The sequence below is a fragment of the Actinomadura opuntiae genome (assembly GCF_030283205.1).
Classification (GTDB): domain Bacteria; phylum Actinomycetota; class Actinomycetes; order Streptosporangiales; family Streptosporangiaceae; genus Spirillospora.
The window spans coordinates 43,774-62,759 of sequence record NZ_JASNWF010000001.1; the positions used below are offsets into that span (position 1 = coordinate 43,774).

Annotated in this window: 20 protein-coding genes; 12 read left to right on the top strand and 8 right to left on the bottom strand. The window is 72.8% G+C overall.

The annotated features are described in order from the left end of the window. Positions 1-345: 345 nt before the first annotated feature. Entirely contained in the window at positions 346-1,569 is a 1,224-nt protein-coding gene (locus QP089_RS00270) for an erythromycin esterase family protein (RefSeq protein ID WP_285909044.1), read from the bottom strand. Positions 1,570-1,606: 37 nt separating this feature from the next. On the opposite strand from QP089_RS00270, the gene QP089_RS00275 reads away from it, so the two are divergent. Then, complete coding sequence (locus QP089_RS00275; protein ID WP_285909045.1) at positions 1,607-2,350, top strand: TioE family transcriptional regulator; 744 nt, start codon at positions 1,607-1,609, stop codon at positions 2,348-2,350. 93 nt (positions 2,351-2,443) lie between these two features. Here QP089_RS00275 and QP089_RS00280 read toward each other — a convergent pair whose 3' ends face one another. The 3 genes from QP089_RS00280 to QP089_RS00290 form a co-directional block, all read right to left on the bottom strand. Further along, complete coding sequence (locus QP089_RS00280; RefSeq protein WP_285909046.1) at positions 2,444-3,409, bottom strand: threonine ammonia-lyase; 966 nt, start codon at positions 3,407-3,409, stop codon at positions 2,444-2,446. A gap of 1,115 nt (positions 3,410-4,524) precedes the next feature. After that, complete coding sequence (locus tag QP089_RS00285) at positions 4,525-5,451, bottom strand: SCO6745 family protein (protein ID WP_285909047.1); 927 nt, start codon at positions 5,449-5,451, stop codon at positions 4,525-4,527. Beyond that, the gene (locus tag QP089_RS00290; RefSeq protein ID WP_285909048.1) at positions 5,451-6,155 is read right to left on the bottom strand and encodes a GntR family transcriptional regulator; all 705 of its coding nucleotides are present in this window, start codon (positions 6,153-6,155) and stop codon (positions 5,451-5,453) included. The genes QP089_RS00285 and QP089_RS00290 overlap by 1 nt, the downstream gene beginning before the upstream one ends. 162 nt (positions 6,156-6,317) lie before the next feature. On the opposite strand from QP089_RS00290, the gene QP089_RS00295 reads away from it, so the two are divergent. After that, entirely contained in the window at positions 6,318-6,851 is a 534-nt protein-coding gene (locus QP089_RS00295) for a YbhB/YbcL family Raf kinase inhibitor-like protein (protein WP_285909049.1), read from the top strand. A gap of 106 nt (positions 6,852-6,957) precedes the next feature. Here QP089_RS00295 and QP089_RS00300 read toward each other — a convergent pair whose 3' ends face one another. Continuing rightward, the gene (locus tag QP089_RS00300) at positions 6,958-7,185 is read right to left on the bottom strand and encodes an FtsX-like permease family protein (RefSeq protein ID WP_353070320.1); all 228 of its coding nucleotides are present in this window, start codon (positions 7,183-7,185) and stop codon (positions 6,958-6,960) included. Positions 7,186-7,775: 590 nt separating this feature from the next. Here QP089_RS00300 and bla point away from each other — a divergent pair. Beyond that, positions 7,776-8,552, top strand: coding sequence for a class A beta-lactamase (gene bla / locus QP089_RS00305; RefSeq protein WP_285909051.1), 777 nt, complete (start codon positions 7,776-7,778; stop codon positions 8,550-8,552). A gap of 16 nt (positions 8,553-8,568) precedes the next feature. Here bla and QP089_RS00310 read toward each other — a convergent pair whose 3' ends face one another. Continuing rightward, a complete protein-coding gene (locus QP089_RS00310; protein ID WP_285909052.1) occupies positions 8,569-9,162 on the bottom strand; it encodes a helix-turn-helix domain-containing protein in 594 nt (197 codons plus the stop codon). 80 nt (positions 9,163-9,242) lie between these two features. Between QP089_RS00310 and QP089_RS00315 the strand changes: the two genes are divergently transcribed. The 3 genes from QP089_RS00315 to QP089_RS00325 all read left to right on the top strand — a co-directional run bounded on the left by QP089_RS00315 (position 9,243) and on the right by QP089_RS00325 (position 11,449). Beyond that, positions 9,243-10,202, top strand: a complete 960-nt coding sequence (locus QP089_RS00315; RefSeq protein ID WP_285909053.1) for an NAD(P)/FAD-dependent oxidoreductase — start codon at positions 9,243-9,245, stop codon at positions 10,200-10,202. An 82-nt stretch (positions 10,203-10,284) separates the two neighbouring features. Next, positions 10,285-10,878 (top strand): TetR/AcrR family transcriptional regulator, encoded by a 594-nt coding sequence (locus QP089_RS00320; protein WP_285909054.1) that lies wholly within the window; start codon positions 10,285-10,287, stop codon positions 10,876-10,878. A 10-nt stretch (positions 10,879-10,888) separates the two neighbouring features. Continuing rightward, on the top strand, positions 10,889-11,449 hold the full coding sequence (locus QP089_RS00325; RefSeq protein WP_285909055.1) for a carboxymuconolactone decarboxylase family protein: 561 nt from the start codon (positions 10,889-10,891) through the stop codon (positions 11,447-11,449). Between the two features lie 67 nt (positions 11,450-11,516). Here the strand turns inward: QP089_RS00325 and QP089_RS00330 are convergent, their stop codons facing one another. Further along, complete coding sequence (locus QP089_RS00330; RefSeq protein ID WP_285909056.1) at positions 11,517-12,374, bottom strand: helix-turn-helix transcriptional regulator; 858 nt, start codon at positions 12,372-12,374, stop codon at positions 11,517-11,519. Between the two features lie 131 nt (positions 12,375-12,505). Between QP089_RS00330 and QP089_RS00335 the strand changes: the two genes are divergently transcribed. After that, a complete protein-coding gene (locus tag QP089_RS00335) occupies positions 12,506-13,549 on the top strand; it encodes an aldo/keto reductase (protein WP_285909057.1) in 1,044 nt (347 codons plus the stop codon). A 32-nt stretch (positions 13,550-13,581) separates the two neighbouring features. Then, entirely contained in the window at positions 13,582-13,872 is a 291-nt protein-coding gene (locus QP089_RS00340; RefSeq protein ID WP_285909058.1) for a putative quinol monooxygenase, read from the top strand. Positions 13,873-13,896: 24 nt separating this feature from the next. On the opposite strand, the gene QP089_RS00345 is transcribed toward QP089_RS00340, so the two are convergent. Continuing rightward, on the bottom strand, positions 13,897-14,499 hold the full coding sequence (locus tag QP089_RS00345; protein ID WP_285909059.1) for a TetR/AcrR family transcriptional regulator: 603 nt from the start codon (positions 14,497-14,499) through the stop codon (positions 13,897-13,899). 109 nt (positions 14,500-14,608) lie between these two features. Between QP089_RS00345 and QP089_RS00350 the strand changes: the two genes are divergently transcribed. From QP089_RS00350 to QP089_RS00365, 4 genes are all read left to right on the top strand, one after another. Beyond that, entirely contained in the window at positions 14,609-15,502 is an 894-nt protein-coding gene (locus tag QP089_RS00350; protein ID WP_285909060.1) for a Vgb family protein, read from the top strand. 70 nt (positions 15,503-15,572) lie between these two features. Next, positions 15,573-17,009 carry an MFS transporter gene (locus QP089_RS00355; protein WP_285909061.1) on the top strand — a complete coding sequence of 479 codons (1,437 nt, stop codon included), beginning with the start codon at positions 15,573-15,575 and terminating at the stop codon, positions 17,007-17,009. Positions 17,010-17,052: 43 nt separating this feature from the next. Next, entirely contained in the window at positions 17,053-17,841 is a 789-nt protein-coding gene (locus tag QP089_RS00360) for an RNA ligase family protein (RefSeq protein ID WP_285909062.1), read from the top strand. Then, the gene (locus tag QP089_RS00365; RefSeq protein ID WP_285909063.1) at positions 17,825-18,949 is read left to right on the top strand and encodes an AAA family ATPase; all 1,125 of its coding nucleotides are present in this window, start codon (positions 17,825-17,827) and stop codon (positions 18,947-18,949) included. The genes QP089_RS00360 and QP089_RS00365 overlap by 17 nt, the downstream gene beginning before the upstream one ends. Positions 18,950-18,986 lie beyond the last annotated feature (37 nt).

An 18,986-nucleotide genomic window follows, 5' to 3' on the forward strand; every position in this document is an offset into this window, starting at 1 on the left:
GTGAGAGTGCAGACGTTGGGCCGCACCCGTCGCCAGTAGTGAGGGCCCGGAGCGTTGGGGCGCCTAGGGCGTGATCGAGTGCCTGCTGCGCGGGGTGGATTGTCCAGTCACCCCCGAGCACAACCTGGAAGAGGAGAGCGTTCGTCCTGTTGCCCTGCCACACCGTGTGAGGACGGCGGCGCCGGTCTGCTCGGCCGAAATGCACTCCGGGTTTGCGGGCGGGCCGCCGTGGTGTCGGTCAGGGCGCGGGAGGCGACCAGCTTCCGCGGCGGCGTTCATGCAGGGGGTTATCGCTGGGAACGGCCGGGGGCGGCTCGTGGTGTCGGTGGAGCTTCTGCGGATTGGTCACCCGGCGGGCCACCACGTCGGTCCGGTGGGGGCGTCCTTCACGAACACGATGCCGTCGATGCTCGGCAGGTGAGTTGGGTCGAGCGGGGAGTAGGCGAACCAGGGAGAGACGCGGGGAACGGGCGTTGTGTCGCCGAGCGCGGCGGCCAGGCGCTGGGTGTCGACGATGTATCGGTCCTCTGGGAGGGCGTGCAGGAGTCCTTCGATGGTCTCCGGGGGCGGGGTCTCCACTCCGCGGTGGCGGATCGTGCCGAGGGCCGTGGCGATGAAGGCGTAGCCCTCGCCCAGCCGGGCGCTGACGATCGCTCCGGCGCTCCACCAGCCCAGCAGCAGCTCACCCATCCGCATCGTGCTCTTGGGCCGCTGGAGATGCCCGTTGTTGGCATGGGCCATCGCCGGGCCTCGCTCGGCGATGGCGAGGAGGTTGGCGGCCATCATCGAAGCCCGCAGGTCCAGTAGCCGCGCCATGCGGCTCGGTGAGGTGTCGGCCATCCAGAAGTGGTAGCGCAGCAACCCGAGGGCGGTGCGGCCGTACAGCTGGGCGCGGTCCCAGTCGTCTCGCGAGGACGCCGCGATCAGGTGGGGTGTGTGCGCGTCGAGGAGGGCTGACAGGTCGTCGGCGAGCAACCGCAGCCGTTCGGCCTCGGGCGTCTGCCCAACGGACTGGGACGGGTCCATCATCGCGGCGGGATTCGTCCACCGGTCGTCGGCGCCGAGCAGGCGGTCGAGCGTTTCCGCGGTACAGGGAAGTAGGCCGGCGTCGATCCGGGCGGCGAGGTAGGCGTGGAGTGCGGTGAGGGCCTGCCGAGGGCTCGCGGCGCTGGTGATCTCCAGCGGGCCGTCGAAGCCGGCGAAGCGCAGACGCTCGGACGGGGGCCGTCCGTCGTTGTAGGCGCGCATCCAGCTCACCAGGTCGCGGTTGGCCGCGGACACGCCGAACCCGTGGCTGAAGCCGCGCTCCATGACCTCGTCGAGGGTGCCCGTGCCCGAGGTGACGTAGTCGTCCACGACCAGGCCCATCAGACAGTCGCTCTCGATCGCGATCGTCCGGTAGCCCTCTTGTTCGGCGAGTTGCCGGAAAAGCTCGTTGCGCACCTCAAGCAGGACGTCCTCCCCATGGGTGGGCTCTCCGAGAGCGAGCAGCCGTGGCCGGGCTGGAAGCAGCTTCATGACGGAAGCAGCGTCGATGACATGAGCGGCGTCTTTGATACCGGAAGTCATACCTTTGACGCTATCGTTGAACCTTCGAGTGAAAGTTATGCGCGATATCGGCAGGACAGTGCGGCGAAACTTTCAAAACGGTGGTCAACTCAGGCCGGTTGACCTGGCGCGTCCGCATGGTCTGTCCACGCAAGCGATCAGGAATTACGAGGCGGCCGGGATCCTTCCGGACGCCGAACGAAGCCCGCACGGCTACCGCACTTACACGCCGCTGCACGCCTATGCATTGCAGGCCTTCCTCGCCCTGGTACCCGGGCACGGACATCAGACGACGGCGTCGATCATGCAGGCGGTCAACCGCGACGCGACCGAAGACGCGCTTCGCCTCGTCGACGAGAGTCACGCCCAGCTTCTCGACGACCGTCACACTCTCCAGGCCGTCGAGGCCGCGCTCCACGACCTCGATCCCGTGCCGCAGGAACGCGGCGACATGTTCGTCGGCACGCTGGCGAGAAGGCTCGGCATTCACCCGGCGACCTTGCGCAAATGGGAACGCGCGGGCTTGGTCCGACCACGCCGCGACCCACACACCGGCTACCGGGTCTACAGCGCGGCGGATGTGCGCGACGCCCTGCTCGTTCACCAGCTCAGACGGGGCGGTTACCTGCTGGAGCGGATCGCGCCGCTGATCGTCCAGGTCCGCTCCGCCGGAGGCGTCGCGCCGCTGGAATCGATGTTGCGCGACTGGCACGCCCGTCTCTCGGCCCGCAGCCGCGCCATGCTCACCGGTGCCGCCGCATTGGACGCCTACCTCGACTGCCGATCTGCCCCTGACCGATGACGCCTTCCGGATGCCGCGCAGAGTCGGGACGCTGTCGCTAATAGCCGAGTACCTGCTGCAACGTAGTGACCTTGCGCAGGCGTCGTCGGTTCCTCAGTGGCGGCCGATCCAGCGGTGATAGGCGTCCATGTCGACGTTGCCGCCGCACACGATGGTGACCACGTGCCGTCCGGCGAAGCGGTCGCGGTCTTCGAGCAACGCTGCGATGCCAAGCGCGGCCGAGGGCTCCACGACGAGCCCGGCATGGTCGAGGAGCATCCGCATGCCGGCGATGATCGACGCCTCCTCGACCAGGACGGCGTCGTCGGCGACCACAAGGAGGTCGTCCAGGACGGCCGGGATGGGGCGCCGGCCGGCGACGCCGTCGGCGATGGTGTCGGTCGAGTCGGTGGTGACGACGCGCCGCTGGCGCCACGAGTGCGTCATCGCCGGTGCCCCCAGCGGCTGGACGCAGATTACCTCGACTTCGGGCGCCAAGGCCTTCACCACGTGGCCCACGCCGGTGGCCAACGCACCGCCGCCGAGAGCGATGAGGACAGTGTCGAAGGACGGCGCGGCGTCCACCAGTTCCAGGCCAATGGTCGCCGCACCTTCGCAGGTCTCGAGGTCCAGGCTGTCTTCGACCAGCCGGATGCCGTCATGCCTTGCGATAGCCGCGGCCCGCTCGCGGGCCATGTCGAAGTCGCCGTCCACGAGTTCCAACTTGGCTTCGAGGGCGCGGATACGGTCGAGCTTGGCCGCGGGTGCGGATCGGGATGCGACGACGGTGACGTCGAGCCCTCTGCCGCGGCCGGACCAGGCGAGGGCTTGGCCGAGGTTGCCCGCGCTGGCGCAGACCGCGGCGCGCGAGCCGTTGCCGGCGAGCAGGCTCGCGACGACCTCGGTGCCGCGGCCCTTGAAGCTGCGGACGGGATTCGCCGTCTCGAGCTTGATGCTCACCGCGCACCCGAGATCGGGCTCCAGCGCCTCGCAGCGGTACAGCGGAGTGTCGAGGAAGACCGGATCGATCATCCGGCGAGCCGCTCGGATCCGAGCGGTGTCGAGGCGCGTGTCCGGCACGGCACAGCAGCGTAGCCGGGTCGGCGCTCCTGCAGGCGCCCGCAGTCGCCGCAAGTGACCGTCCGCCCTGTTGAAGAGCTATGCCGGACAGTGGTTCCAGGACGCCAGCAACGCCGAGCCCCCTGCTGCATGCCGCGACCGCGAGGAGACCCCGCGCGGACGTCGCCGCGATAGTCCGGTTGCGGCCGAGCATTGGGGTCGATGGAGGCTGGCACCACCGAACGCGCCACTGCGGCGGACGTCGCTGGCGGCATCCACTACGCGAGTAAGCCCGTGCGGGGATCACGCCGACACTCCACGACGGGACGTGCCGCACATGCCGAACGACCACGCCATCGCGCGATTCATTCGGAGGTGTAGGCGCCCGGTAAGTATGAAGGTGGCGTGGGCACCAGCCGAGGTTCCGCCGCCATGCCGGTGCACGGCGGCGATGGTCGCGCCGCCGAGGCCGCTGAGCAGGGCGGCCGCGAGCGTCTGCGCGAATTGGAGAGCAGCGCTGACCTCGCCCTGCCGGTCAGGTGGCGCCCGCCACATGGTGCCGGTGGTGGCCGCGTTGAAGGCGATCCCATCCCGATTCCGCCGAGCGCCCAACCCACGACGGCCACCAATGCGAGCAGCGCGTCCCACAGCACGCCGACCGCCAGGCCCACCAGGCCCACCAGCAGAACGGCCGGCCGCCGCCTGGCAAACGCGCCTTGATCAGCTCGAAGGGCGGGTGCCGGCCCTCATTGTGGTCGAGGCTGCCAGCGTCACAGTCTGTGCGGTACGACCGGTACCCGTCGACCACGGGGCGGGAGACGGCCCAGCCGCCTTCAACGGCTGATCCCTCACGGCAGCGCCAAGTCTTGGTGCCGCGCGGGCTGTGGCTGTATCCGGGTTCGGCGGGTGGACCTCTCGGAGCTCGGTCCGCGTGTCGGTCGCTGGCCTTCTCGGCAACCGCCCGCGCGACTTCGCCGACTTCGTCCGTGACCAGGCCGCAATATTCACCTTGGCCGGCGACGATTGAAACCGCGACTCGCCGACAAGCGTGACCGAGCTCTCTTCGTGGACGGTCGCGCGACCCTGCCGTGGCACGGTGCGGTGCCGGCCTGGCGGGGTCATCCCGCCCCGGACGGTCAGCCCTTGCCGAAGAGCGCGGCGGGGAAGGCGCCCGCTGCCCTGAGGGACGTGGTGAAGGCGCCGGCCAGCTCGGTGAGGCGGGCGGTGGCGGCCGGGCCGAGGTGGTCGTACGGGGCGGTGTCGAGGCGGTCGGTGAGCGCCTCGACCTCGGCGCGCAGGGCCGCGCCCGAGTCGGTGAGGTCTCCCGCCTCGTCCAGAAGGCCGCGCTCGCGCAACCGGTCGCGGGCGGCGGCCCACTGCGCCGCGGACCAGCCGCGGGTCTGCATGAACACCGCCGAGGTCGGCGCCCTGCCGGTGGCGTTGTGCAGGACCAGCGCCTCGAGTCCGGACAGGACGGCGATCGCCAGGGCGGCGAGGTGGCCGTCGCCGCGGTGCTCGCGCAGCAGCGTCGCGGCGTGCCACAGGGCCAGGTGCGGTTCGGTGGGCACGGGGAGGTCGGCGTTCGCGGAGTACAGCGGCCGCGCCTCCCGGGGGCCGGCCTTGGCGGCGCGCAACGCCAGCTCGGCCGCCTCGGCCATCTCCTTCGAGGCGAGGACCTCGGCCCCGAGTAGCCGCCGCAACGTTCGATCCGCACCGCGGAGCCGGGCCGCCAGCACTGCCTCCGGCGGGGCGATGCGCCACGCGGCCGGAATGTACCGCCGCACGTGCTCGTGGTCGAAGTTGTAGAACGTGGCCGTGACGGTTCCCGCGTCGACCGCCCCCAGCGGGGCCGCGCGACCCGCGTAGTACGCCATGGATCCGCGTTCCAGCCCGAGCACCGCGAGTTCGTCCTGCATTTCCGGGGCGAAGTAGACGCATGAGTGCAGGGGTGCGACGGCGTCGTGGCAGCGGCGTCCCGCGGTCGGCTCGGGCGAGTGTGTGCGGGCGGACGCCCCGGTGCCGGTGGACAGGGGCAATGGCCGGGCCGAATCGGTGAGGAGCATCAGGCTTCTTTCTCGGCTGCGTGGTCGGGGCAGCCGGTCAGCCCGGCCGCGGTGAGGGTGAGGTGCCGGGTCAGGACTTCGGCGGCGGTGTCGGCGTCGCGGGCCAGCGCCACCTCCTCCAGCCGGCGGTGCTCGGCGACGGCGTCGCGGTAGGGGGCCCGGAGCGCCGACAGGCGGCGGGCCAGCTCGCTGGCGGTCCACAGCCGGTCGAACGTCTCCAGCAGGACGGGGTTGCCGCACCCCTCCAGCAGGGTGCGGTGGAAGACCCGATGGGCCTCGGCCCATGCGTCGCTGTAGTACTCGCCTTCCTCCGGCACGTGCGTCGGAGTGCGGGCCAGCCGGTGCTGGGCGGCTCGTACGCGGGCCTCCCAGTCGACGTCCCCGCGCTCGATGGACATGCGCAGGATGACCGGCTCGATGGTCCGGCGAGCCTCGGCGATCTCCTGCCAGCGGCGGTCGGAGAAGGCGGGGACGGCAAAGCCGCGGTTGGGCAGCCGCTCGGCGAGGCCCTCGCCGACCAGCCGCACCAGCGCCTCGCGCACGACGGCCAGGCTGACACCCTGCCGTTTGGCCAGGTCCTGCGGTTTGAGGGCGGTACCGGGGGCGTGCTCCCCGTGCATGATCGCGTCCCGCAGGTGCGCGTGGACCTGCTCGGAGAGCATCTGCTTCCCCGACGCGGCCGAGGAGTGGATCGTCTGGCTCATGCCGTCATCATAGACGATCTGGTTGATAATCGATTATTAGTGTTATGGTCGATTTGGTGGCGGACGGGAGACGGCACCCCGGCAGCGGCACCTCCGCGCCGGCTCTCTGTCCCCCCGCACCGCCGCCGCCCTCACGGCACGACCTGAAAGGAACGACGCGATATGACCGCCAACGACCCCTTCGCCCGCCTCCCCGAGGCGGCGTCCTTCACCGTGACCAGCCGCACCGTCGCCGACGGCGCCGCCTGGCCGCCCGAGCAGTACTCCTCCGGCGTTCCCGGCGGCAAGGACGTCTCCCCGCAGCTGTCCTGGAGTGGTGCGCCGGAAGGCACGAAGAGCTACGCCGTCACCGTCTACGACCCCGACGCCCCCACCGGGTCGGGGTTCTGGCACTGGGCGGTCGCCGACATCCCCGCCACCGTCACCGAGCTGCCCGAGGGTGCCGGCGACGACACCGGGTCGGGCCTGCCCGAAGGCGCCTTCCAACTGCCCAACGACGCCCGGCTGGCCCGCTTCGTCGGCGTCGCCCCGCCGGCCGGGCACGGGCCCCACCGCTACTTCGTCGTGGTGCACGCCCTCGACGTCGACTCCATCGGCGTCCCGGCCGACGCCACCCCGGCCCTCCTCGGCTTCACGATGACCGGCCACATCCTCGGCCGCGCGGTCCTGACCGCCACCGCCGAAACCCCCGCCTGACCGATCGGGACGGGCCCGCGGCCGGCGGCCGGGGCCCGTCCTTGTTGCGACAGCTGGTTGATCGTCGACTCGGGTCGGTCGTCGGCCGGATCGCGGGAGGGAGCGGTCAGGGGGCCACCGCGTCGACGGCCGGGGTGCGCAGCATCCTGGTGACCGCGCCGGCCAGGACGCCCAGGACGGTGCCGGTCGCCACGATCACCAGGCTTTCAGTGCGGACCGTCCGCAGTACCTGGCCGGGCGCGGCGCCGGCGAGCCGCAGCTGGGCGAACTCGCCGCGGCGGAAGGTGGTCGAGGCGACCAGGGTGTTGATCAGCATGATGCAGGCGAACACCACCCACGCCGCGAGCGCGCAGCAGCCGGCCGGTGACGGCGGCGGAGGCGGGGGCCAGGACGGCCAGGCCCATGGAGGTCAGGATGGAGGGCTGCCCGGCGACCGGCATCGCGTCGGGTCCCTTGTCGGTGAACGCGGCGACGGTCAGCACGCCCAGGTAGAGGCCGCCGGCCAGGAGCACGGTCGCCCACGCGCGCCCGGGCGGCCTGGCGGGCCGTTCACAGTGCGGCGATCACGGCCGAGCACGCGGTGACCCCGAATCCGCAAGACGTGATCACTTGGTGGCAGATTCCAGCTGCCCCCAACCTGCTCTTCATCAGCATTGATATCTGAATCGATATCGAGCTGACAGAGATATCAGTATTGGACACATTGGCGTCTGTCCTGATCTGCTCTGCGGTATGGCAACCTCACATCATTTCCGCAGGGTCACTGCGATCGCCGTTTCCGCCGCCGTGGGTCTGGCCGGTCTCGCCGCGTGCGGGTCGGACGGGAGCGGCGGTGAGCGCGTCGCTTCGCGCAGCGCCGTCGCCTCGCTCGGCAGGCAGTCCGACCTGCGGCCCGCCGCGTCCCAGGCGAGAGTCGGCAAGCAGTTGAGCGCGCTGGAGCAGTCTCGCAAGGACCGCATCGGCGTCTACGCGCTGAACACCGGGACCGGACGCTTCGTCGCCTATCGCGCCGACGAACGGTTTCTCTTCGCGTCGACGTTCAAGGCCATGGTGTGCGGCGGGGTTCTGCAGAAGGCGCGCCGGTCCGACCCGGGGCTGATGCATCGGGTCATCCATTACGGCAAGGGCGATCTCGTGGCCAACTCGCCGGTCACCGAGAAGCACGTGAAGAGCGGCATGACCGTGTCCGCCCTCTGCAAGGCAGCGATCACCCAGAGCGACAACACGGCCGGCAACCTGGTGCTCAAGCAGCTCGGCGGGCCGGCAGGCGACACCGCCTTCCTCCGCTCGCTCGGCGATCGCGTCACCCGCCACGACCGCTGGGAAACCGACCTGAACCTCTGGAAGCCGGGCGCCGTCCTCGACACCACCTCGCCGCGTGCCTGGGCCGGCGACCTGCGCTCGCTCACCGTGGGCGACACGCTCGTCCGCGCCGACCGCGACCGCCTGATCGGCTGGATGAAGCAGACGCTGACCGGTGACAACCGCATCCGCGCCGGTCTCCCCAAGAACTGGACGGTCGGCGACAAGACCGGCACCGGGAGCGGCTACGGCACCGCCAACGACATCGCGATCGCCTGGCCCCCGTCCGGCGCGCCGCTGATCATCGTGATCACGACGAACCGTCTCAGCGAGGACGGCGCGGCTGACGAGCCCGCCATCGCCGAGACCGCCGGCATCCTCGCCAAGGCCCTCGGCTAGGCGGCCGGGCGGGGCGTCAGGCGCGTTGCTTCGCTTTGGGGCGGGCGCGGAGGTGGGCGCGCTCGCCCTGGCTGCCGAACAGCACGAGGAACTCGACCGGGTCGGCGTCGACGGCGCCGAACCAGTGCGGCAGGCGGGTGTCGAACTCGGCGGCCTCGCCGGGTGACAGCTGCAGGTCGTGCTCGCCGAGGATGACCCGCAGCCGTCCGTTGAGGACGTAGAGCCACTCGTAGCCCTCGTGGGTCTGCGGGGCGGGTTCGCGGCGGTCGCTGCCGGCCGGGATGACGAGCTTGTAGGCCTGGATGCCGCCGGCGCGGCGGGTCAGCGGCAGCATGGTCATGCCGTTGCGGACGACGGGGCGCAGGTGGATCCGCGGGTCGCCGGTGGGCGGGGCGTCCACGAGCTCGTCGAGGGTGACGCCGTAGGCCTTGGCCAGCGGCAGCAGCAGTTCGAGGGTCGGGCGGCGGGCGCCGGACTCCAGCCGCGACAGCGTGCTCACCGAGATGCCCGTCGCCGCCGACAGGTCGGTCAGCGTGATCTCCCGCTGGTTGCGCAGGGCGCGCAGGTGCGGGCCGACCGCGTCGAGCGCGTGGTCCAGATCGTCGTCCATGCCCACCAGTTTGCCACATCGGCAAACAGGTTTGCGGTTCCCGGCGGCGGGTCCGCATAGTGGCCGCGGAGGTGGTCGAGATGACCGAACGGCTGAGGGACGGCTACGACGCGGTGGTGATCGGCGGCGGCGCCGCGGGACTGAACGGGGCGCTGATGCTCGCGCGCTCGCGGCGGTCGGTCGTGGTGCTGGACGCGGGCTCCCCGCGCAACGCGCCCGCCGAGGGCGTGCACGGGCTGCTTGCCCGGGACGGGATGCCACCGGCCGAGCTGCTGGAGCGCGGGCGGGCCGAGGTCCGCGGGTACGGCGGGCAGGTGGTGACCGCGACGGTCACCGGCGCCGCACGCGACGCCGACGGCTTCACCGTCGAGCTGGCCGACGGGCGGACCGTCCGGGCGCGCCGGCTGCTGGTGACCACCGGGCTGGTCGACGAGCTGCCGGACGTGCAGGGCCTGCGGGAACGCTGGGGCCGGGACGTGGTGCACTGCCCCTACTGCCACGGCTGGGAAGTGCGGGACCAGGCCATCGGGGTGCTGTCCAGCGGCCCGATGTCGGTGCACCAGGCGCTGCTGTTCCGGCAGCTCAGCGCCGATGTCACCTTCTTCGCCCACACCGCTCCCCCGCCCTCCGGCGAGCAGGCGGAGCAACTCGCCGCGCGCGGCGTCACGGTGGTGGAGGGCAAGGTGACGGCCCTGGAGATCGCCGGCGACCGGATCGTGGGCGTGCGGCTGGCCGACGGCTCGGTCGTGGCGCGCGAGGCGGTGGCGGTGGCGCCGCGCATGGTCGCCCGCGCGGCCTTCCTGGCGGGCCTCGGGCTACGGCCGGCCGAGCATCCGAGCGGGGCCGGCGAGCACGTGCCGGCCGACGCGCTGGGCCGCACCGACGTGCCCGGGCTGTGGGTCGCTGGCAACGTCACCGACCTGACCGCCCAGGTCGGCGCCGCCGCGGCGGCGGGCGCGTTGGCGGGGGCCCAGATCAACGCCGACCTGGTGGCCGAGGAGGCCCGGCAGGCGGTCGAGGCCCGCCGCCACGGCGGGTGATCCGGGGCCGGTTGCGCGCGGAGCCCTCCCCGTGCAATCTTGGAATGGTTGTACCAAGATTGCACGGGGAGGCGCGAGCGGGATGCCGGACGTCAAGCACTTCGATCCCGACGCGGTGCTGGACCAGGTGGTGCGCCTGTTCTGGCGCCGCGGCGCCGCGGCGACCGGCATCGCTGAGGTGGTCGCGGAGACGGGGCTCAGCCGGTCCAGCCTGTACGCGACGTTCGGCGGCAAGCGGGACCTCTACCTGGCGGCGTTGCGCGGCTATGTGGAGCGCCATTCGCGTCCGGTGTTCGACCGGCTCGCCGCGGACGAGCGGGGCCTGCCCGCGATCGCCGACTTCTTCGGCGGGCTCATCGCCGCCCGGTGCACGGGCGAGTACGCGCGCTGGGGCTGCATGGTGTCCAACGCGCACGCGAGCCTGGACGGCGCCGAGGACGACGACGTCAAGCAGGTCCTGGACGTCCACCACGACGGGCTGTGCGCGGCGGTGCGCGCAGCCCTGCGGGCCGCCGACCGGCGCGGGCAGCTGCGTCCCGGCCTGGACGTGGAAGGCGCCGCGCAGACGCTCGCGCTGCTGGCCTACGGCGTGAACCTGCGGTCGCGCGCGGGCGCGTCCCCCGCCGACCTCGACGCGACGGTGCAAACCGCGCTCGCCTCCCTGACCCCCCGATGAGGAGAGACCGATGACCGAGTTCGCCGTGTACGACGAGACCGACGCCCCCGAGGACGCGCGCCCCCATCTGGAGGCGGCGAAGAAGCGGATGGGGTTCGTCACCACCCTGAACGGCGTGATGGCCGAGTCGCCCGAGCTGCTGGCGGGCTACAACACGCTGTCAGAGCTGTTCGGCAAGTCGTCGCTGCCCAGGAACGCCAAGCACGTCGTGTGGATCACCGTCAGCGTGCTGAACGGCTGCGAGTACTGCGTGGCGGCCCATTCCACGCTCGCGCTGCGGTCGCGCGTCCCGGCCGAGGTCGTCGAGGCGCTGCGCGACGGCCGGGCGCTGGACGACCCGGCCTTGGAGGCCGCCCGCGTGTTCACCGCCGCAATGGTCGACCAGCGCGGGTGGGTCGGCGACGAGCAGGTCGAGGCGTTCCTGGCCGCCGGGTACACCCGCCGCCACGTCCTGGACGTCGTGCTCGGGATCGGCATGAAGACGCTGTCGAACTACACCAACCACATCGCCCACACCCCGCTCGACCCCGCCTGGAAGGACCAGGAGTGGACGGCGCCCGCCACCTCCTGAGGCGCGGCCCGGGACCGGCGGACGTGCGGGCCCGCGCGTCCGCCGGCAGGCGCAGTTCAGCCGGGGCTCAGCGCACCGGTGTGCTCTGGTGCGCGGTGGCCAGCAGCCGCAGCGCGGCGTGCGACGGGGAGTCCTGCTCGACGGTGTGGGCGATCAGCGCCTGGTCGGGGTCGTCGGGCAGGCGCAGCGTCTCGAAGCCGAGTTCGAGGGTGCCGACGGCGGGGTGCCGGTAGACGTACCGGCCGTAGGTCTTCTCCTTCAGGCCGTGCTCGGCCCAGATCTCGCGGAACTCGGGGCTGGCCGCTGAGAGCTCCTCGACCAGCGCCGCGGCCGCGTGGTCGCCGGGATGCCGCCCGATGTCCAGCCGCAGGTAGCCGACGATGTCGGCGGCCTTGGCGCGCCAGTCGGCGTACAGGCCGCGCATGCCCTCGTCCAGGAACACCAGCCGGGCGAAGTTGCGCTCCTCGGGCGGCAGCGCGCCGAAGTCGGTGATCAGCGCGGCGGCCAGGTCGTTCCAGGCCAGCACGTTGGTGTAGCGGCCGACGACGTAGACGGGCACGTCGGGCGTCGACTCCAGCAGCCGCCGCAGGCCGGGCCGGACCCGCTGGGACTCGTGCGCGGGCGCCCCCGCGGGTTCGGTGTAGGGGCGGGCCAGGCGGTACAGGTGGCCGCGTTCGACCTCGTCCAGGCGCAGGGCGCGGGCGACCGCGTCCAGGACGGCCTCGGAGAACTGCAGGGTGCGGCCCTGCTCCAGCCGGACGTAGTGGTCGACGCTGACGCCGGCGAGCCGGGCCAGTTCCTCGCGGCGCAGCCCGGGCACGCGGCGGCGGCCGCCGTAGTCGGGCAGTCCCAGTTCCTCGGGCTTCAGCCGGGCCCGGCGTGAGCGCAGGAACTCCCCGAGTTCCGCTCGCCTGTCGAGTGCCATGCCCCGATTATCCCTTCCCCGCGGCGGCGGGAGGCTGGTCACGCCGTGCCTAGGCTGCGGCCGCCACTGGGTACGGCCGCGCCCGCCGACGACAGTGATCATCACGAACTCCCGCAACCGGAGGAAGAACGATGATCACCACTCGTCCGCTGGGAAGCACCGGCATGGACATCACGACCGTCGGGTTCGGTTCCTGGGCGGTGTCGGGCTCGGGCTGGCGGTTCGGCTGGGGCGCCACCGACGACGCCGAGTCGGTCGCGGCGATCCGGCACGCGCTGCGCTCCGGCGTCAACTGGATCGACACCGCCGCGGTTTACGGCCTCGGCCATTCCGAGGAGCTGGTCGGCAAGGCCATCGCGGACCTGCCGGAGGCCGAGCGGCCCTTCGTCTTCACCAAGGCGGGCCTGGTCTGGGACCCCGCCGACCCGCAGGCCGCGCCGCGCCGCATCATGAAGCCGGCGAGCGTGCGCCGCGAGGTCGAGGACTCGCTGCGGCGGCTCGGCGTCGAGCGCATCGACCTGTACCAGGTGCACTGGCCCGACACCGGCGAGTCGCTGGACTACGCCGGCGACGGGTCCGGCGCGGTGTCGCCGAACGCGACGCCGCTGGAGGAGTACTGGCAGGTGATGGCGGACCTGAAGGCCGAGGGGAAGGTCCGGGCGATCGGGCTGTCCAACCACTCCCCCGCCCTGCTGGGGCGCGCCGAGAGGGTCGCGCACGTGGACGCGGTCCAGCCGCCGTTCTCGGCGATCAACCGGTCGGCGGCCGGGGAGATCGCCTGGGCCCGCGAGCACGGCACCGGCGTGATCGTCTACTCGCCGCTGCAGTCGGGGCTGCTCACCGGCGCGTTCTCGGCCGAACGGGCCGCCGCGCTGCCCGCCGACGACTGGCGCGCCTCCCACCGCGACTTCACCACCGGGCTCCCGGCGAACCTGCGGCTGGCGGACGCGCTGCGCCCGATCGCGGAGCGACGCGGCGTGACGGTCGCGGAGGTCGCGATCGCGTGGACGCTGGCGTGGCCCGGCGTCACCGGCGCGATCGTCGGCGCCCGCAAGGCGGAGCAGGTGGACGGCTGGATCGGCGCCGGCTCGGTCGAGCTGACGCCGGCCGACCTGGAGGAGATCGCCACCGCGATCACCGCGTCCGGCGCCGGCGCCGGCCCCGCGCGCCCCTGAGCCCGCGCGCAACCGAAAAGAGAGGAAGCACCATGTCGCTGACCGTCGTCGCCGAGTGCCTCGCCGCGCCCGGCCGGGAGGACCGGCTCCGCACCGCCCTGGAGGCGATGATCGAGCCGTCCCTGGAGGAGCCGGGATGCCTGTCCTACCGCCCCTACGCCGACCCGAACCGGCCGGCCCGGATGGTGGTGGTCGAGGAGTGGACGGGTCCCGGCGCGCTGGAGGAGCACTTCGCCACGCCGCACTTCCGGCACGTCGAGCAGGTGCTCGCGGAGATCCTCGCCGAGCCGATGACGATCCGGCGGCTCGTCCCGGCCGGTTGAGCCGCCCGCATCCGCCCGCGCCGGTCAGGTCACCAGAAGGCCGGCGCGGGCGGCTGCGCAGGCCGCCGCGGCCGCTCGTGCGGCCGCAGCCTCGTCGATCGGCTCGCCGCTGACGAACAGCCGGTAGTACAGCGGCGCGACGGCGAGCCGGACGACCTCGGCTGGGTCGGTTCCGGCGGGCGCCTCGCCGCGTTCGACGGCGCGCGCGACGATGGGGGCGGACTGCTCGTGGCGCCGCGCGAAGAACCGGTGCAGGGCGCGGGCGGCTTCGGGGCTCTGCGCCGCGGCCTGCACGAACGCGCGCGCCACCGGCCCGTCCTGCGGATCGGTGAAGCCGGTCAGGACGAGTTCGGCGAGGGCGCGCAGGTCGCCGGCCAGGGTGCCGGTGTCGGGGACCGGCCACGGCTCGCCGGAGGCCAGGTCGAGGGCGTCGGCGATGAGCCCGTCGGCGTCGGCCCACCGCCGGTAGAGGGTGGTCTTGTGGACGCCGGAACGGGCGGCGACGCCCTCGACGGTGAAGGCGGCGTAGCCGCGCTCGGCCAGCTCCGCCAGGGTGGCCTCGCGGACGGCGGCGCGGACGCGCGCGGTGCGGCCGCCGGGCCGGACGGTCCCGGGCCCGGCGCTCACCGGTGCGTCCCCATGCCTGCGATCCGCTGCACGAACCGATCGTAACGCAACTTCGGTTGCGTTAGTCTCGGCTCCGCGCGGAAAGAAGTGGGACGAGGGGGGACCATCCATGCCGCAGGGTTCGCACGTCGTGATCAGGGAGTTCGCCGTCACCGGCCCCGAAGCCGGCCCTTACGGAATAGCCGCCGGTCCCGACGGGGCCCTGTGGTTCACGCTGGTGCACGAGGGACGGATCGGGCGGATGGCGCCGGGCGGCGAACCGGAGTTCCATCCGGGCGAGCCCGTCCAGGCCGGGCCGATGAACATCGTTCCGGGCCCCGACGGCGCGCTGTGGTTCACCGGGTTCCGCGGCGACCGCGTCGGCCGGGTCGACACCGGCGGCGCGGTGACGCAGTTCGAGGTCCCGCCCGGCGGGCCGTGCGGGATCGCCGCCGGACCGGACGGCGCGCTGTGGTTCACCCTCATGCACACCGACCGGATCTGCCGCATCACCGCGGACGGCGAGGTCACCGAGTTCCCGCTGCCGGTGCGGGGCGCCTTCCCCTCCATGATCACGGCCGGGCCGGACGAGGCGCTGTGGTTCACCCTCAACCAGGGCAACGCCGTCGGGCGGATCGCACCGGACGGCGACCTCGCCGTGCACGCCCTGCCGACCGAGGGCGCCGCGCCGGTCGGGATCGCCGCCGGGCCCGACGGGGCGCTGTGGTACGCCGCGATCGGCACCGGGCAGATCGGCCAGATCACCACGGACGGGAAGGTCACCGAGTTCCCGCTGCCCGACCCGCGGGCCCGTCCGCACGCGATCGTCGCCGGCCCGGACGAGGCGCTGTGGTTCACCGAGTGGGGCACCGCGCACGTCGGCCGCATCACGCCCGAGGGCCGCATCGACGAGCATCCGCTGCCGACGCCCGGCTGCGAGCCGCACGGGATCGCCCTCGGCCCGGACGGCGCGCTGTGGGTCGCGCTGGAGACCGGCGCGCTCGCCCAGGTCGCCATCGGCTGATCTGTCCGGATCGAGGCGCGCCGATCATGGTTCGAGCCGCGGCGAAACGTCTGCGGGCCACCGTGGAGGCATGAGACCGACGACCCGCACCGGCGCCCCCACCACCACCGAAACGAATCAGACCACCGAAACGAGTCAGACCACCGCCGCGCCCGTCCCCCGGCGCGGGGCCGTGCTCGCCATCCTGTGCGCCGGGATGTTCCTGGTGCTGCTGGACGTGACGATCGTCAACGTCGCCCTTCCCGGGATCGGGCGGGCGCTCGGCACCGGGCTTCCCGGGCTGCAGGGCGTCGTCGACGGGTACGCGGTCGCGATCGCCGGGCTGCTGCTGGGCGGCGGCGCGCTCGGCGACCGGATCGGGCACCGCCGCATGACGCTGATCGGCCTCGGGCTGTTCGGCGTGGCGTCGCTGGCGTGCGGGTCCGCGCCCGGCGCCGGACCGCTGATCGCGGCGCGGGTGGTGCAGGGCGCGGGCGCGGCGCTGCTGCTGCCCGGCAGCCTCGCGGTCATCACCGCGGCGTACCCGGGCCGCGCCGAGCAGGCGCGGGCGCTCGGGGTATGGGCGGGCATCTCCTCCACGGCGCTGCCCGCCGGGCCGCTGCTCGGCGGGATGCTGGTCGACTCGGCCGGCTGGCGATGGATCTTCCTGCTCAACGTGCCGATCGTCGCCGCGGCGATCGCAGGCGTGCTGACGATCGTCCGCGAACCGCGGCGGGAACGGCCGGGCGGCGCGCGGCCGCCGCTGGACCGGGCCGGGATGGCGCTGGCGCCGCTCACGCTCGGCGGCCTGGTGTGGACGGTCATCGCCGCCGGCCACGGGCACCGCGACGAGACGGTCGTGACGGCGGCCGTGACGGTCGTCGCGGCGGCGGCGTTCGTGTGGGCCGAGCGCCGCGCGGCGGCGCCGATGGTGCCGGGCGGGCTGCTGCGCGCCCCGGCGTTCCTCGGCGCCAACGGCATCGCGTTGGCGATGAACCTGGTCACCAACGGGGTGCTGTTCGTCGCGACGCTGAAGCTGCAGCAGGGCGAGCACCATTCGGCGTTCTCCGCAGGGGTGCTGCTGCTGCCGATGGCGGTGCCGCTGGCGCTGCTGGCGCCGGTCAGCGGGCGGCTCACCGCCCGGTTCGGCACGCGAGTCCCGCTGGGCGCGGGCACCGCGCTTGCCGCCGCCGGGTGTCTCAGCCTGCTGCGGGTCGGTGCGGGCGGCTCCTACGCGGCGCTGCTGCCGGTCCTGCTGGCGATCGGGATCGGTGACGGCCTCATCGTGACGGCCGTGGTCGCGGCGGCGATGCGGGCCGTCCCGCCGGAGCACGCGGGGCTGGCGGGCGGCTTCAACAACACCGCCCGGCAGATCGGGACGGCGCTCGGGGTCGCGGTGTACGGGGCGGTGGCGGGTTCGGCGCTGGCGCCGGGGCCTTTCGTGTCCGGCGTGCACGCGCTGGCGTGGGTGAGCGTGGTGCTGTGGCTGGCCGCGCTCGCGCTCACCCGGATCGTCCCGAGCCGCTGAAATTCGGTTGGCACGGCCGACCGGGTTCGTTAGAACGGTCGGCATGCTCCGCAAATACCCCCGCACCCGGCACATCGAGGGGTCGCGGTTGCAGCCGGGCGACCACGACCTGGCCGCGCGGCCGTTCTCGGCGATCGCCGGACGGTACCTGGTGGTGGAGGAGAAGCTGGACGGCGCCAACGCCGGGATCAGCTTCTCCTCCGCGGGGGAGCTGCGGCTGCAGAGCCGCGGCCACTACCTGACCGGAGGGCCCCGCGAACGGCAGTTCGGGCCGTTGAAGGCGTGGGCCGCGTCCGTCCAGCACGTCCTGTGGGAGCGGCTGGGCGACCGGTACGTGATGTACGGGGAATGGCTGTACGCCAAGCACACCGTCTTCTACGACGCCCTCCCCCACTACTTCTGCGAATTCGACGTCTTCGACCAGCGCGAGGGGACGTTCCTGTCGACGGCGCGTCGCCGCGAGCTGCTGGCCGGGACGCCGGTGGTGTCGGTGCCCGTCCTGCACGAGGGGACGCTGCCGGACCTGAAGGCGCTGACGGCGTTCGTCGGCCCGTCCACCTGCCGCACGCCCGGCTGGCGGGACGCGCTGCGCGCGGCGGCGCGGGCGGGCGGCGCCGACCCCGATCGTGTCGCCGAGGAGACCGACAAGTCCGACGAGATGGAAGGCCTCTACATCAAGGTGGAGGAGGACGGGCAGACCGTCGACCGCTACAAGTGGGTCCGGCCGAGCTTCCTGACCGCGATCCTCGACTCCGGGACGCACTGGCAGGAGCGTCCGATCGTCGCCAACGGCCTCGCCGACCCGGAGGTGCTGTATGCGGGTGTTCGATGAGCTGTGCCCGGCGCCGCCGCACTGGGACCTGCGGTGGGACGACGTGCGTGAGGCGTTCGGGTGGGTGCGCGATATGGCGGGCGTCCCGCAGGACGCGGTGTTCCACGGCGAGGGCGACGTCGAGGTCCACACCCGGATGGCGTGCGAGGCGCTGGCGGCGCTGCCGCAGTGGCGCGCGCGTCCGGCCGAAGAGCGGGTGCGGCTGTTCGCGACCGTGCTGATGCACGACATCGCCAAGCCGCACTGCACCCGCACTGAGGACGATGGCCGCATCACCGCGCGCGGCCACTCGCGGCGCGGCGACCTGATGGTGCGGCGGATCCTGTGGGAGATGGGCGCGCCGGTCGCCTGGCGCGAGCACGTCGCGGCGCTGATCCGCCACCACCAGGTGCCGTTCTGGGCGCTGGAGCGCCCGGACCTGCAGAAGATCGCGTTCCGGGTGAGCCTGCTGGCCCGCAACGACGACCTGGTGCTGCTGGCGTCGGCCGACATCCTCGGCCGGATCTGCCCCGACACCGAGGAACTGCTGGACAACGTCGCCCTGTACGGGGAGTACTGCGCCGAGCAGCGGTGCCTGGACGCGCCGCGCGCCTTCCCGTCCGACCACGCGCGGTTCTGGTACTTCCGCAAGGACGACCGCGACCCCGACTACGACGCCTACGACGACACCCGCTGCACGGTGACGGTGCTGTCGGGCCTGCCGGGCGTCGGCAAGGACCACTGGATCGCCGCGAACCGCCCGGACCTGCCGGTGGTCAGCCTGGACCGGCTGCGTGCGGAGATGGGCGTGTCCCCCGCCGGTGACCAGCACGCGGTCGCCGCGGCCGCGCACGACCTGGCCCGCGAGCACCTGCGCGCGGGCCGGTCGTTCGTCTGGAACGCCACCAACGTGTCGCGGACGCAGCGCGAGCAGTGCACCGGGCTCATCGCCGGTTACCGGGGACGGGTCGAGCTGGTCGCGCTGGAGGCGCCGCCGGCGGTGCTGCGCGACCGCAACCGCGGCCGGGCGGCGCCGGTCCCGGACGCGGTCATCGACCGGCTCGTCCGCCGCTGGGAGATGCCCGACCCGACAGAGGGACACAGCGTCCACTGGGTCGGCACGGCCTGACCATAGGTTTCTCAGGTGCGCTTGTAGCTGGTGCTGG